This window comes from Sulfurimonas marina (assembly GCF_014905095.1).
Lineage (GTDB): Bacteria > Campylobacterota > Campylobacteria > Campylobacterales > Sulfurimonadaceae > Sulfurimonas > Sulfurimonas marina.
Genome location: NZ_CP041165.1, coordinates 1,226,111 through 1,239,306 on the forward strand (window position 1 = coordinate 1,226,111; position 13,196 = coordinate 1,239,306).

The window sequence follows — 13,196 nt, forward strand, 5'->3', positions numbered from 1 at the left end:
TTAGAGTTCCTCTACATATTGATGTTGTAATGATTTTGGTGTTGATTTTGTTGTAGGTATCTGTAATACTTTATATTTTTTCGGCTCTTTTAAATAGTTAATCGTAATAATATTTCCAACTTCAACATTTTTACTCGCTTTTACTACAATCTCATTTATAAGCACAACACCGTTTGCTATCATATCTTGGGCCACGGATCGTCTTTTTGTAATATTTACTGCATTTAAAAATTTATCTATTCTCATGTATCTAATTTATCCAGTTCTTCGTCTATAAACTTTTTCAAGCTTTCTTGTGAAGCTCAGACCGTAGGGAGGATTTGCCTTCGCAAGAGAGCTTGAAACAAGTCGCTATTATTTCCTTCTTATTGTAGGGAAAAAAAACTAAAAGTTTCGTAAGTGTTGGAACTTTTTTTGCTATAACAACACATATCAATATATCTTGATATATAAATAGTATTGTGCTATACTCTTTTTATGGAAATATTTTTACAAACAATCGGCTCTATTAATGATGAAACCAGAATTAAAATACTGAGATTTATCAACGAAAACGGTGAAGTGTGTGTCTGTGACATAGAAAGCTCTTTTAATATGATTCAGTCACGTATATCGAGACATCTTAAGATTTTAAGGGACGGCGGTTTTTTAAAAGTTCGACGTGAAGGACGCTGGGCTTACTACTCTATACGTTCTCCTATAGATAAATTTCGAGAAAATGTTTTAAACGAGATCGCTTGTCTTGATCTTGAAATCCCTCAATTAAAAAAAGGTTGTGAAATTGAATAAAAAAGTTTTAATACTCTGTACAGGAAACAGTTGCCGCTCAATTATGGCAGAAGCATTGATAAATGCGAAACTAGGTGAGTGCGTAGAAGCTCAAAGTTCGGGTGTAAAAGCAAGCGGTACGGTAAATCCAAATGCACAAGCTCTACTAGAGTCAAAAGGATACTGGAGAGATGAGTATCACTCAAAAGTAATCGAGACGGTTTTAGATACTCCATTTGACCTAGTTGTAACTGTATGTGATCATGCGAAAGAGACATGTCCTATGTTTCCAAAAGCCGTTAAAACTATACACATAGGTTTTGATGATCCTTCAGGTAAAGCGGTAGAAGAGTATGAAAAAACACTCAATTTAATTGAGAAAGAACTTTTACCTGTAGTGAAAGAGGAGCTGTGCTAAATGTGGTATGAGCTCTCAAAAGAATTTATTTACAATGTCGTAGGGCTCGAAGGCAAGTTAGCTGATGCTACTCATTTTTTTATCTATGACACGATAAAGATTTGGTTTTTACTTCTAACAATCATCTTTGCCGTTTCTTTTTTACGTACATGGGTAAATACCGAATATGTACGTGCCCACCTGCAAGGAAAATCTGCACTTTATGGTCATGTAGGTGCTTCACTTTTTGGAATCATCACACCGTTTTGTTCTTGTTCTGCGATTCCTCTATTTTTAGGTTTTATTCAGGCACGTATACCTATCGGGGTTACTTTTAGTTATCTGATCTCAGCACCTATGAATAATGAGATTGCCATTGCTATGCTTTTTGGTATCTTTGGCTGGCAGATAACGTCTATCTATATCGCTTTTGGTTTAACGGTTGCTATCCTTGGCGGTTGGCTCATAGGAAGACTGGGTATGGAAAAAGAGGTACTCATGGATGTCAAGCCGATCGAAGGTGAACTTGAAGCTACACTGGTAAAACTCTCTTTTAAAGACAGAGCCAAAGAAGCATGGAATTACACATTAGATATTTTCAAAAAAATCTATATCTATGTAATGATTGGTGTAGGTGCAGGTGCATGGATCCACGGTTATATCCCGACAGACTTTATAGCTACATACACAGGTGAAGGAAATCCGTTTGCAGTAATTGTCGCTGTACTTATGGGGATACCGATGTATTCAAATGCAGCAGGTGTAATGCCGTTAGTTGAAGTTCTGACAAGCAAAGGGATGCTTTTGGGGACAGCGCTAAGTTTTATGATGGCAGTTACAGCACTGAGTCTGCCCGAAGCATTGATACTAAAAAAAATCATTTCACTCAAACTTATCGGTATATTTTTTGCCATTGTAGGCAGTGGGATCATTGCTATCGGGTATCTATTTAATATCATTTTATAAAGGAAAATCATGTTTAAAGTAAACAATACACAAAACGGTGTTAAAGCATTTCTAGGCGGCTTCAAAGCTGAGGATGTAAATGTAAAAGTTCAAGAGTGTAAAGATGGAAACTGCAGTTGCAATTGCGATCCGCAGATGATGGAAAAAATCGAAAACATCGAAGTATCAAGTGAAGAAAACGGAGCAAGCATTACAATTACGGGTGATGTAAAAGCCGAAGAGTTAGAACCAATGATGAAGGAGTGTTTATTATGAAAATAGAAATATTAGGAACAGGATGTTCAAAATGTGCTCAATTAGAAGCAGTAGTAAAAGAAGCAGTTGCTAAAAGCGGTAAATTTGTTCAGATAGAAAAAGTAGATGACATCATGAAAATCATGGAGTATCAGGTAATAAGTACTCCGGGACTGGTCATTGATGGAAAAGTGGTAAGTACCGGAAAAGTTCTAAGTGTAGACGAAGTTCTTGCCTTAATGGAAGCATAATCTTGCAAGAAGCTGTTCTAGCCCTTCTTGAATCAAATTCAATCTTAGCATTTATCGGTGCATTTGGTGCGGGCAGTATCACTGCCATTGCACCATGTTCACTGGTCTCAGTACCACTATTAGTAGGTACTTCAGTAGCTCTAAATAAAGACTTAGAGGGTAAAAAGAAAGTTTTATATACATATCTATTTGCCTCACTGTTTGCCCTTGGTGTTATGGTAAGCTTTTCAATTTTAGGTTTTATTGTTGCAAAATTTGGCGGCTTTTTCTCAATAGCCCCTATATGGGCGTATATTTTAGCTGGAATTTTCAGTATACTGATTGGGTTATATGCATGGGGGATTTTTGGAGAAGTAAATAAATCCTCAATAATGACACACCTTATAAAATACAGACTTTTCGGTGGTTTTTTGATAGGTATTGTCTTTGGTTTAGTAAGTACTCCGTGTGCCTCTGCTCCCCTTGTAGCTATTATTACCGTTGCTGCAAACAGCGGCTATATATACGCCTACGGGCTTATATTGACATTTGCACTGGGTCACTCACTGTTGCTTTTAATAGCGGGGGTTTCAGTAGGTTTTACTCAAAGTATTACATCAAACCGAGTTCTTGCAAATGTATCAAATTACATTAATAAAGGTTTTGCCCTTATGCTCATAGGTATAGGTATCTATTTTGCATGGCAAGCCTATTTACAGTTTTAGGAGAAAAAGATGAAATTGTTTTCAATACTGTTATTACTTTTGAGCCTCAATGCCATGGCAGATGAGCAGATGTTACAAGAGAGTAAATATAAATATGTTCAGATGAGCATTGGAAAAGGAAAACCCTTTTTCTTAGAAGTTGGTGCAGAGAGCTGTCATAGCTGTGTAGTGATGGGTAAAACGCTTTATAAGGTAGTAAAAAAGCATCCTGAGTATAATATCCATTTTATCAATGTTCAAAAAGAGAGAGATGCTGCTTATGAGTTAAAGGTTAGAATGATACCTACTCAAATAATTTTTGATAAAAATGGAAAAGAGGTATATCGCCACATTGGAGTTTTAAGCACTGATGAGCTGAATAAGCTATTTCAAACTTATTCATTCTAAAAAAGAGCTTCAAAATCCTCCTGATTTAAAGGTTTGTAGAACAGATATCCTTGATAGAGGTCACAGTCTAACTCTTCAAGGAAATCTTTTTGATATTTTTCCTCCACCCCTTCAGCAACAATCGAGAGATTCATATTTCTCGAGATCTCTATAATACTTTTTACAAGTAATGCTTGTTGTTCATCATCAAGTTTCGAAACAAACGATTTATCTATTTTGAGTTCATCAATCGGCATCTCACGAAGATAACTAAGCGATGAATAACCAGTCCCGAAATCATCCATAGAGAACTTAATACCGAAGTTTTTGAGTTTATTTATAACATCTACAATCTTTTTAAGATTATCTGACGTACTTGTTTCTGTAATCTCAAAAATCACCTGTGTTTTAAAACTATAAATATTGTAACGGTCAAAAAGTTTTTCCACCATATCTATAAAACTGTTGTCCAAAAACTGTCTCATACTGATATTTACCGAAATCTGTGCGAGTCTTATACCACTGCGATCCCATTTTACAAGTGCTTGAAGTGCACGCTCAAGTATATACTCACCCAGTTCTATAATATAGCCGGTATTTTCAGCTATTGGGATAAAAACATCCGGTGATACATCCCCTATATGCTCATTATGCCATCTTGCAAGTACCTCACATCCTATTACCTTGCCTTGTGCATTTACCTGCGGCTGGTACTGCAGTTTTACTTCACTGTTATCAACTGCAAAATGTAGATATCTTTCAATTTCAAGTTTCTTCTCTATGATCTTACAAAGTTCGTCATTGAATATTATAATCCCGTCACGACCTTTATTTTTTGCTTCATACATAGCAATATCTGCTTCTTTTAAAAACTCGTTTGCCTGAAGTCTTGGATTGTTTATAATACTTATACCGATACTTGAACTGATAAAAAGATGGTTATTATCAATTATGTACGAGCACTTGATCATATCAAGCAGCTCCTGCGCAAACTCTTTAGCATCGTCAAGACACTCTTGGTTTGTATTAAACCCTCGACTTAAGATACAAAATTCATCCCCACCCAAACGAGCTACGAAATGTTTTCCCCCTTTTGCAAGCCCTGTCATTCTTTTAGAAACTTCTATTAGAAGCTCATCACCTACATCATGTCCGAGTGTATCGTTGATCGTCTTAAAGTGGTCAAGGTCAATGAGCAAAAGGTATGTAAAACGATCTTTATTCTCCTTTACGGAGCTCTCCAACATCTCTATAAAAAACCTTCTGTTTCCAAGACCTGTCAAATAATCATGGTATGCCTGAAATCTGCTTTTTGTAAGGTATTCGTGTGTGTTTTTTGCAGCATAGAGTAATACAATACTCAAGATCACTGTAAAAAATGCAAGAATATAACTATATGTAGAGCCAACTATAATAAGATAAAGTGTAATAGGCAGCATTAATGTAATTACGGTTGAGATAACCAGTTTCTTCTGCGATGCCAAGATTGTAGCGGCAACAACGGTACAGCCAAGTTGTGTAGCTATTGCCATATAGTGCATATCTATAATAGGATGCTTGACATAATAAGCAAACATCACGGTCCAAGCAGAGAAATAAAGGAACATAAAACGACGTACTTTGCCTAACCACATCTCTTGTTGCTCTATTGTCTCACATTTTTTGTACTTTTCATACAATATATACCCGTATACCGAGATTACGAGGATTGAAAAAAACCACCACAGTTCCACAATCATATCGGTATAAATATATCCTGTTATAAGATATCCGGGAGAGGTTCCGACCAAAAGTGCTATAACAACCAAAATTTGTCGGTGCATAAATTTATAAAAACTTATATTTTCATTCATTAATTTTTTCCATAATTTATAACTTTTACTTATTGTATCACATTTTTATCAATCCGACTTTTAGATTCAGGAATGTTTTTTGCATGTTACCGCTTATGTTAAGTATATACTCAAAACCGCTTTTAGAAATTATTGAAATATTAAAAAATAAAATAGATACTATAAATGAGCATGATACCATTGCTTTTAAGGTCTATAATCCTGACAAAGAAAGTTCAGACTCGATTATAATCCATACTTATAAAACATGGGTAGATTTGGCTCAGATATTAAAATGTAGGATGTTGACGCCACAGATTATAGATGAGGAGTATGTTGCGATCAGATATAAAAAACTCTCACATGACAGTTTTCATGCTGTAGATGCCGATAAAGAGGAAAAATACGGCAGTGATTCTATTTTTGCCCAGATCAACAAGAACGAAGAGGCATCGTTTATATACCACTATGTTCAAGCTCTGGAAAATGTAAAACTCGATCAAAGGGTAAGAGTTTTAAATCTCGGTGTCAATAACGGCGATGAGTTTGAAGTGATAGAGAAACTCTCTACAAACTTTGAAAATCTAGAACTTTTAGGGATTGATTACTGTGAATCTGCGATCAAAGATGCAAAAGTAAAATTTCAAGGAAAAGAGAATGTTCAATTTTTACAAGCCGATATCAATAAGCTAAACTCTTTAGAGCTTGGAGAGTTTGACCTTATTATCAGCATTGGGACACTGCAAAGCTCAAACCTAAATCTCAATAAAACGTTTATGTCCATTGTACAAAACCAACTTCGTCCTGAGGGTGCACTAATCTTGGCATTTCCAAACTGCCGCTGGATCGACGGGGAGATGATCTACGGAGCTATGATGCGCAACTACAACTACTCTGAGATGTCAAACCTTTATAAAGATGTAGTATTTTGTAAAAAATATCTGCAACAAAAGAAATTTCGTGTTACTATAACAGGAAAGGATTACATCTTTTTAACAGCTACATCAATTAGGAAGTGATATGAAAAGTTACATATTTTTCTCCGTCTTATCTATTTTGTTTGTATCACTCCATGCACTTTTCTACCTTAGAGTGATACGAAGGCTTCTCGTAAGTTCTCAAATAAAAAAAACTCTAACTTCTTTACTCATTCTAAATTTTTTACTCAACCTCTCCTACTTTTTTATACGATATAGTGATCTACTTCCTTATGAGCTTTTATACCTCTCTTCAACGTCGATTGGAATTACTTTCGTCTTGCTTTTGTATCTTATTTTGCATGAATTACTCAATGTTTTTCATTTTTCACTCAAAAAAGTACAGCGTTCAAAAAGGGACTTTATGAAAAAAACAGGTGATGGAGCCCTGCTCGCACTTGCAACCTCCTATGTAACGGCAGGAGTATATGAGGGGAGTAAAGAACCTGTTATCAATGTTGTAAAAGCAAATCTTTTTGATTTTTCGGTTGTACAGATAAGCGATCTGCATATTGGCGGCTTAATAGATCAAGGGTATGTAAAAGAGAGTGTTATCAAGATCAATACGCTCAACCCTAATCTTGTAATGATTACAGGTGATCTGATCGATACTAAGATAGAAGCTATTGCAGATATCATTTTAGAGTTAAATAAAATCGAATCTAAATATGGAATCTATATGGTTTTAGGAAACCACGAATATTTTCATAATCCTTATAAAATTATAGACTTTATCAAAACAAATACAAAGGTCAAACTGCTTCTCAATGAATCTGTTACGATCGAAGCATTGCAAGCGAATATTGTAGGTGTAAACGACCTCTTTGGATACCGCACAGGTGTCTTAAAACCGGACTTTTTTAAAGCATTCAGTCATATAAATAAAGAGTACCCTACGATCTTGCTTTCACATCAGCCAAAATCGATCGAAAATTTAGGCCCTTTCAAACCTGAACTTATTTTAAGCGGACATACCCACGGAGGGCAGATCTGGCCTTTTAACCACTTGGTGATGCTACAACAACCGTACCTAAAAGGTTTACATACTTTAGATTACGGCGGGAAGATCTATGTAAATTCAGGGATAGGATTTTGGGGACCACCTATGCGTCTTGGTTCTCAAGCCGAGATTGCGTATATTATTTAGAGTTACCTCTAACTTTCAACACGATCCCGCCCTGCTCTTTTTGCTCTATAAAGTGCTTCGTCAGACTCACTGAGCAACTGTGTAAGGGTTTTATCCCCTTCAAGTTCTGCAACCCCTATACTGACCGTAAAAGAGATACGATCCCCTTTATTGTTTTTATATTCTAAAGCTCTTATCTCTTTTAAAATTTTTTCGGCAAATGCAAGGGCACCTTCATGAGTAGTATTCTGTAAACATATAACAAACTCTTCACCACCGATACGACCGAAAATATCACTCTCTCTTAAAAGTGAACTGATTTTTTTCGTAAAAAGTTTTAGTACTGAATCTCCCACTTGATGACCGTAAGTATCGTTTACGTCTTTAAAGTAATCGATATCAAGAGAGAGTATTTGAAATGGAGACTGATTACGTTTAGCAACTTTAAATAACTGCTCTGCTAATTCCATAAAATACCCGCGGTTATGTATCCCTGTCAATGCATCTGTATGTGCTAACTCTTTTAATCTATGGTTTGCTTCATACAACTCTTCTGTTCTTTCATGAACTTTTCTATCCAACTCAAGATTTACTTTTCTGATATGGATAAATTGGATAATACCTACAATAAGGATAGAGATAAAAACATATATCCAAATAGCATACTTTTTGAGTACCTCAAAAGGAGTTATATCAATCTTATCATAGGGTTTTATATGCAGTTTTTTTAACACTTCATGAACCGATGAATAATCAAGAGGAACTGTCCATCCCCCTATATCTGCTTTAACAGCTTCTACAGAATCTTCAGGCATTCTAATAAGTGCAGTCATAACCTCTTTTGCCGCATTTTCAGAGACATGATTTAACTTTGCAAACGGCCATTCCGGATAAAGTTTAGTCGATACCGTATATGGAAAATTTTCATATTGTTTCGGCTCTAAAATCTTCACCTTATCAAAATCTATCTGCTTTTCCATCGCCATATGTTTTAGCGTGTCACTTCTAACAGTTCCCGCCTCTGCTTCAGAGTTTAAAACAGCATGAACCACGGCATCGTGCGTATTATAAAACTTCAACTTAATATCATCTCGATCTATACCGATATCGTGTAAAAATTCATACGCCATAATCCATCCGCCGAACGAATCTTCGTTTACGGCAGCAAATTTTCTTCCCTTGAGCATGTTAAGATTTTTAATTTTAGAGTCTTTTTTCGTAAAGATAACACCGCCGAAATAGCTGCAGGCTTCCCCTTGCATCCCCCTACTTTTTACAGTAGCGATTCTAGAGATCCCGTACTGATTCTCAAACTGTACATAGTTCACGGTGTTTACAAGTAAAAAATCAATGCTTTTATTTTTGATATGCTCTTCTATTTCGTCAAAAGAGAGTGGATGAATCACAACATGATACTCCTCTAAACTACGATTTAGGTAAGTAGCTAAAGGTTCCCATCTCTCTAAAGTTTTCTCTTCACCCCTTTTTGCAAGAACTCCGATATTTAATCGTTTTTTATTAAACCCCAAAGGATCAATGTAAGGTGAAAAATCATACTTCTCTTTTAAAAGACCGGTTACTCTGTACCAATTAGTAATCTTATCGATCTGCTCCATACTGATAGTTCCGATATCGCCATTTTTATTGAGGGCAAGTTCTTTTAGAACTTTCCCTTCAAAAATGAGACTCTTTATAGATTTGTTTTGTGAGTTATATTTATCGTGTATTATTTTTGCAGTCTCTTCTATATGTGCAAAAGCCCATTTCCATCCCTCTATAGAAGCTTTATAAAATGCTTCTGCTCGTTTAGGATGATTTTTCAGCTCATCTTCGGATGTAAAAATGATATCTTCATAGAAATCAAAACCGTAATCTCTTGGATCAAATACTTTGTACGGTATCCCTGCACGTTTAAGAAAGAAAGGTTCATTGGAAAGATAACAGGCCATCGCATCTGTTTTACCGTCTATAAGGTCTTTGAGCTTAAAACTATGCTGTTGAAAGTTTATATTTTCATACAATAACCCTTTTGAGAGCAGCATAGCTTTAATAGTAGCCCCGTTTGCCACGTCGTTAGTTATCATTATGTTTTTATTATTAAGGTCTTTAAGAGTTTTAATTTTAGGATTTGTAGTAATAAGTACAGATGGTGAATGTTGAAAGATAGCACCTAAGAGAACAACCGGATCACCCTCTGCGCGATCAACCAGTAAAGAGGAACGTCCTATGCCGTACTCCGATTTTTTAGAGATAACTTCCTTTACTACATCAACATCCGTTTTCATCTCTTTTATAGTTACATCTAGTCCAACTACATCGTAATACCCCCGCTCTTTAGCGATATAGTAACCGGCAAATTGAAACTGATGTAACCATTCTAACTGTAAAGATATCTTCTCTTTCTCTGCAAAAAGAGAGGTTGTTACTAATAGAATTATTATAAATTTTAATAACATTCTCATAAGATTATAATAGCATAATAATTCTAAAAGTTATTATCAACAATAAGAAAGTTCCTAACAAGTCACTTATTAATCAAGTTCTCCGTTTTTATAAAACTTTCTCAACCATAAGTCTATTGGGTTAATAAGTCTATAAAGTACCGGCACTATAAATAGAGTCAGTAACATCGAAGAGATAAGCCCGCCGATAACCGCTATAGACATCGGTGCTTTTGTTTCACTTCCAAGTCCATCTGCAATTGCCAACGGTATCATCGCAAAGATCATCGCAAATGTCGTCATAAGTATCGGACGGAGTCTTTTCTCTCCCGCTTCAATAAGTGCCTCATCTGCACTTTTACCCTTTTGCATAGCAGCATTGGCAAAATCAACAAGAAGTACGGCATTTTTTCCAACCATACCCATCAGCAGCATAAAACCGATCATTACAAAGAGCGAGAACTGTAAACCGCTAAGATATAGTGCCAACATCACACCGATAATACTAAGCGGCAGGGAAACCATAATGATGATCGGTTGTATTAGAGACTCGTATAAAATCGCCAAGATAATATACATAAGTATAATACTCAGCCCTATCGCCGTTGCAAATGCCTGCCCGGTTTTTCCCATCTCTTCGGCAAATCCCGTAAAACGGTATGTTACACTCTCAGGCATCAACTCATCAATTTTTGCCTGTGTATAACTAATAGCACCACCGAGGTCAAGCCCAAAGAGATCGGCATATATACTTACCTGTCTTTGTCTGTCATAATGGTAGATCGTAGCTTGAGCTGTTGACTTTTCAATCTCTACAAGCCCGTCTAGGTACACTAACTCTCCATTGTTTGAACGCAGTTGAATCTTTTTAAGATCCTCTACCCTTTTTCTATCTTCATCATTAAAGCGTAAAGTGATATTATACTGTTTTGCATTGTCTTCAAAGTATGAGATCTCCATATCACTTGAAAATGCCACCGAAACAGCTTGTGCTATTTGTGAAGCGGTAATCCCTTGACGATTTGCATTTTCTCTCAAGATTCTCACCGAGTACTCAGGCTTTGGATCGTCAAGGTTTGTATCGACATCTTTAAAACCATCTTTTGCTCTTAAATACTCTACAAGATTCTCTTTTGCCATTCTCAAATCTTCAAACGAATCAGATTTAAGTACAATCTGATACGGTACACTAGCCCCTGCTCCTTTGATATTTGGAATAGCTGCAGCAGTGATGAAAAGATCTTTTGAAAATACCGAAAGTTTCTCTCTGAAGTTCTGAATAATCTGCTCTTGGTTAAGCTCTCTTTTTTGCATCTCTACCAATTTTACATAGATCAGTGCTTTATTGATCTCTTGTGAAGATGTATATCCCACGTTTAAAGTGGTAAACTCTACATTTTCATCCTCTTCAACCATAGCCTCAATCATTTTACTTTTTTTGATCATCTCCTCTAAAGAGATTCCGGCATCCGCTTTGAGCTTAATCTCAAACTCACTCTTATCCTCTTTAGGGATAAAATCCATTCCTATGGCAGGGAAAAGACTTAGTGATGCTATAAATATCCCTACAACACCAATTACTGTTAAAAATTTAAATCTTAATGCACCTTTTAAAAGCACTTCATATATTTTGTCAATCACTTTAAATATCGGTTCAGTAATGTCATAAAATCTACTCTCCCCTTTATGTAAAGCTCTTGCACTTAAACTCGGAATAAAGCTCATAGCTATTGTATATGAGATGATGATCGCAAAACCAACCGTCATTGCAAACGATTCAAAGAATTTTCCAACGATACCCGTCATATTACTTACAGGGATAAATACCGCTAAAAGCATAGCAGAGATCGCTAAAATGGCAAATGCCATCTCTTTAGCACCCTCATATGCAGCTTCAAATTTACCCATACCCGATTCAAGCTTCTTATAGATATTTTCTACAACAACGATAGCATCATCGATGATGATCCCGATCGCCAGAGTAAGTCCGATCAGTGTCATTTTATTGAGTTCATACCCCATGTAGTTCATCAATGCAAACGTACCGAAAATCGATGAAGGAATCGCTAGAGCCGAAACAAATGTGATCGTAAAGTTACGCAAAAACAGAAATACGATAATAGCCGCTAAAATAGCTCCGTAGATAAGGTCAAACTCAACATCTTCGAGTGAATGGATAATAAACGGAGTTGTATCTTGAAGCATCTTTACTTCAAAACGATCCCCTGCAAGTTTTTGCAGCTCAGGCACAACCTCTTTAACACTTTTTACAACATCCAAAGTATTTGTCCCGGAGATCTTTTGCACCTCTAGAGTAACACCCTGTACACCGCTTAAAGATGCATAACTTTTCGGATCGCTGAGTGTATCTTTTACCTCTGCAATATCTTTAAGTCTTACGTCATCTTTAATGATGATGTTTTTAAGTTCATCTACACTTAAAGCATCCGCTTTTGTTTTTAAAATAAACTCATTAGTGTTTGTAATAACTTTACCCCCACCAATCTTTACATTCTCTTTCTGCACAGCATCATTAAGTTCTAAAACCGTAATACCGTACTTGTTAAGCGCTTGAATGTTTGGAAAGATCTTGATCTCTCTGTCTCTGTATCCAATGATATTAATAGCACCTACACCCATAATCTTTTGCAATGCAGGTTTTGCTTTCTCATCTGCAAACACCATAAGGTTTTGAATTGTGTCGCTTTTTGCCGTTAAAAAGATATTGATAACACTCGCACCGCCGATATCCAGTTTACTTACAAGCGGTTTTTTCGCATCTCGCGGCAGTTCAACTGCTGATACTTTGTCCCTTACATCATTCGCCGCTTCATCAATGTCACGCTCCAAGAAGAACTTTACGGTCACAATACTTACACCATCACTACTTTGTGAAGTGATACTGTCAACACCGCCGATTCTAGAGATCGCCTCTTCCACTTTATCCGTTACCTGAGACTCGATCGTACTCGGTTCAGCTCCCGGATAAGCCGTTTTAATAGTTACCAACGGGAAATCAACATTCGGGAAGAGTGCCGATGGCATAGATTTAAAACTCATATACCCGAAGATAACCAATGTAATTACATACATCAGTGTCGCTATAGGTCTTTTAATTGCTAATTTATACATAC

At 36.2% G+C, this 13,196-nt stretch carries 13 protein-coding genes; 9 read left to right on the plus strand and 4 right to left on the minus strand.

The window, feature by feature from the left end:
• On the minus strand, nt 1-246 hold the full coding sequence (locus tag FJR03_RS06300) for an RNA-binding S4 domain-containing protein (protein WP_193112685.1): 246 nt from the start codon (nt 244-246) through the stop codon (nt 1-3).
• 231 nt (nt 247-477) lie between these two features.
• Between FJR03_RS06300 and FJR03_RS06305 the strand changes: the two genes are divergently transcribed.
• The 7 genes from FJR03_RS06305 to FJR03_RS06335 are packed head-to-tail and all read left to right on the plus strand — an operon-like array spanning nt 478 to nt 3,707.
• A complete protein-coding gene (locus tag FJR03_RS06305; protein ID WP_193112686.1) occupies nt 478-789 on the plus strand; it encodes an ArsR/SmtB family transcription factor in 312 nt (103 codons plus the stop codon).
• The gene (locus FJR03_RS06310; protein WP_430739129.1) at nt 782-1,186 is read left to right on the plus strand and encodes an arsenate reductase ArsC; all 405 of its coding nucleotides are present in this window, start codon (nt 782-784) and stop codon (nt 1,184-1,186) included. The genes FJR03_RS06305 and FJR03_RS06310 overlap by 8 nt, the downstream gene beginning before the upstream one ends.
• A complete protein-coding gene (locus tag FJR03_RS06315) occupies nt 1,187-2,131 on the plus strand; it encodes a permease (RefSeq protein WP_193112688.1) in 945 nt (314 codons plus the stop codon).
• Between the two features lie 9 nt (nt 2,132-2,140).
• Nucleotides 2,141-2,386: a hypothetical protein gene (locus FJR03_RS06320; protein WP_193112689.1), complete on the plus strand. Its 246-nt coding sequence runs from the start codon at nt 2,141-2,143 to the stop codon at nt 2,384-2,386.
• Nucleotides 2,383-2,616: a thioredoxin family protein gene (locus tag FJR03_RS06325; RefSeq protein ID WP_193112690.1), complete on the plus strand. Its 234-nt coding sequence runs from the start codon at nt 2,383-2,385 to the stop codon at nt 2,614-2,616. The genes FJR03_RS06320 and FJR03_RS06325 overlap by 4 nt, the downstream gene beginning before the upstream one ends.
• Nucleotides 2,617-2,618: 2 nt before the next feature.
• The gene (locus FJR03_RS06330; protein WP_193112691.1) at nt 2,619-3,320 is read left to right on the plus strand and encodes a cytochrome c biogenesis CcdA family protein; all 702 of its coding nucleotides are present in this window, start codon (nt 2,619-2,621) and stop codon (nt 3,318-3,320) included.
• A 9-nt stretch (nt 3,321-3,329) separates the two neighbouring features.
• Nucleotides 3,330-3,707 carry a thioredoxin family protein gene (locus FJR03_RS06335; RefSeq protein ID WP_193112692.1) on the plus strand — a complete coding sequence of 126 codons (378 nt, stop codon included), beginning with the start codon at nt 3,330-3,332 and terminating at the stop codon, nt 3,705-3,707.
• On the opposite strand, the gene FJR03_RS06340 is transcribed toward FJR03_RS06335, so the two are convergent.
• Nucleotides 3,704-5,539, minus strand: coding sequence for a putative bifunctional diguanylate cyclase/phosphodiesterase (locus tag FJR03_RS06340; protein WP_193112693.1), 1,836 nt, complete (start codon nt 5,537-5,539; stop codon nt 3,704-3,706). The two genes, FJR03_RS06335 and FJR03_RS06340, sit on opposite strands and share 4 nt — an antisense overlap.
• An 83-nt stretch (nt 5,540-5,622) precedes the next feature.
• On the opposite strand from FJR03_RS06340, the gene FJR03_RS06345 reads away from it, so the two are divergent.
• Entirely contained in the window at nt 5,623-6,537 is a 915-nt protein-coding gene (locus FJR03_RS06345) for a methyltransferase domain-containing protein (protein WP_226962087.1), read from the plus strand.
• 322 nt (nt 6,538-6,859) lie between these two features.
• A complete protein-coding gene (locus tag FJR03_RS06350) occupies nt 6,860-7,642 on the plus strand; it encodes a metallophosphoesterase (RefSeq protein WP_226962088.1) in 783 nt (260 codons plus the stop codon).
• 8 nt (nt 7,643-7,650) lie between these two features.
• On the opposite strand, the gene FJR03_RS06355 is transcribed toward FJR03_RS06350, so the two are convergent.
• Nucleotides 7,651-10,077, minus strand: coding sequence for a diguanylate cyclase (locus tag FJR03_RS06355; RefSeq protein WP_193112695.1), 2,427 nt, complete (start codon nt 10,075-10,077; stop codon nt 7,651-7,653).
• 75 nt (nt 10,078-10,152) lie between these two features.
• On the minus strand, nt 10,153-13,194 hold the full coding sequence (locus FJR03_RS06360; protein ID WP_193112696.1) for an efflux RND transporter permease subunit: 3,042 nt from the start codon (nt 13,192-13,194) through the stop codon (nt 10,153-10,155).
• Between the last annotated feature and the right edge of the window lie 2 nt (nt 13,195-13,196).

Coding starts and splice junctions, on each gene's coding strand:
- FJR03_RS06350 (WP_226962088.1), top strand. CDS start 6,860: ATGAAAAAAACAGGTGATGGAGCCCTGCTCGCACTTGCAACCTCCTAT.
- FJR03_RS06305 (WP_193112686.1), top strand. CDS start 478: ATGGAAATATTTTTACAAACAATCGGCTCTATTAATGATGAAACCAGA.
- FJR03_RS06315 (WP_193112688.1), top strand. CDS start 1,187: ATGTGGTATGAGCTCTCAAAAGAATTTATTTACAATGTCGTAGGGCTC.
- FJR03_RS06320 (WP_193112689.1), top strand. CDS start 2,141: ATGTTTAAAGTAAACAATACACAAAACGGTGTTAAAGCATTTCTAGGC.
- FJR03_RS06345 (WP_226962087.1), top strand. CDS start 5,623: ATGTTACCGCTTATGTTAAGTATATACTCAAAACCGCTTTTAGAAATT.
- FJR03_RS06360 (WP_193112696.1), bottom strand. CDS start 13,194: ATGTATAAATTAGCAATTAAAAGACCTATAGCGACACTGATGTATGTA.
- FJR03_RS06325 (WP_193112690.1), top strand. CDS start 2,383: ATGAAAATAGAAATATTAGGAACAGGATGTTCAAAATGTGCTCAATTA.
- FJR03_RS06335 (WP_193112692.1), top strand. CDS start 3,330: ATGAAATTGTTTTCAATACTGTTATTACTTTTGAGCCTCAATGCCATG.
- FJR03_RS06355 (WP_193112695.1), bottom strand. CDS start 10,077: ATGTTATTAAAATTTATAATAATTCTATTAGTAACAACCTCTCTTTTT.
- FJR03_RS06300 (WP_193112685.1), bottom strand. CDS start 246: ATGAGAATAGATAAATTTTTAAATGCAGTAAATATTACAAAAAGACGA.
- FJR03_RS06340 (WP_193112693.1), bottom strand. CDS start 5,539: ATGAATGAAAATATAAGTTTTTATAAATTTATGCACCGACAAATTTTG.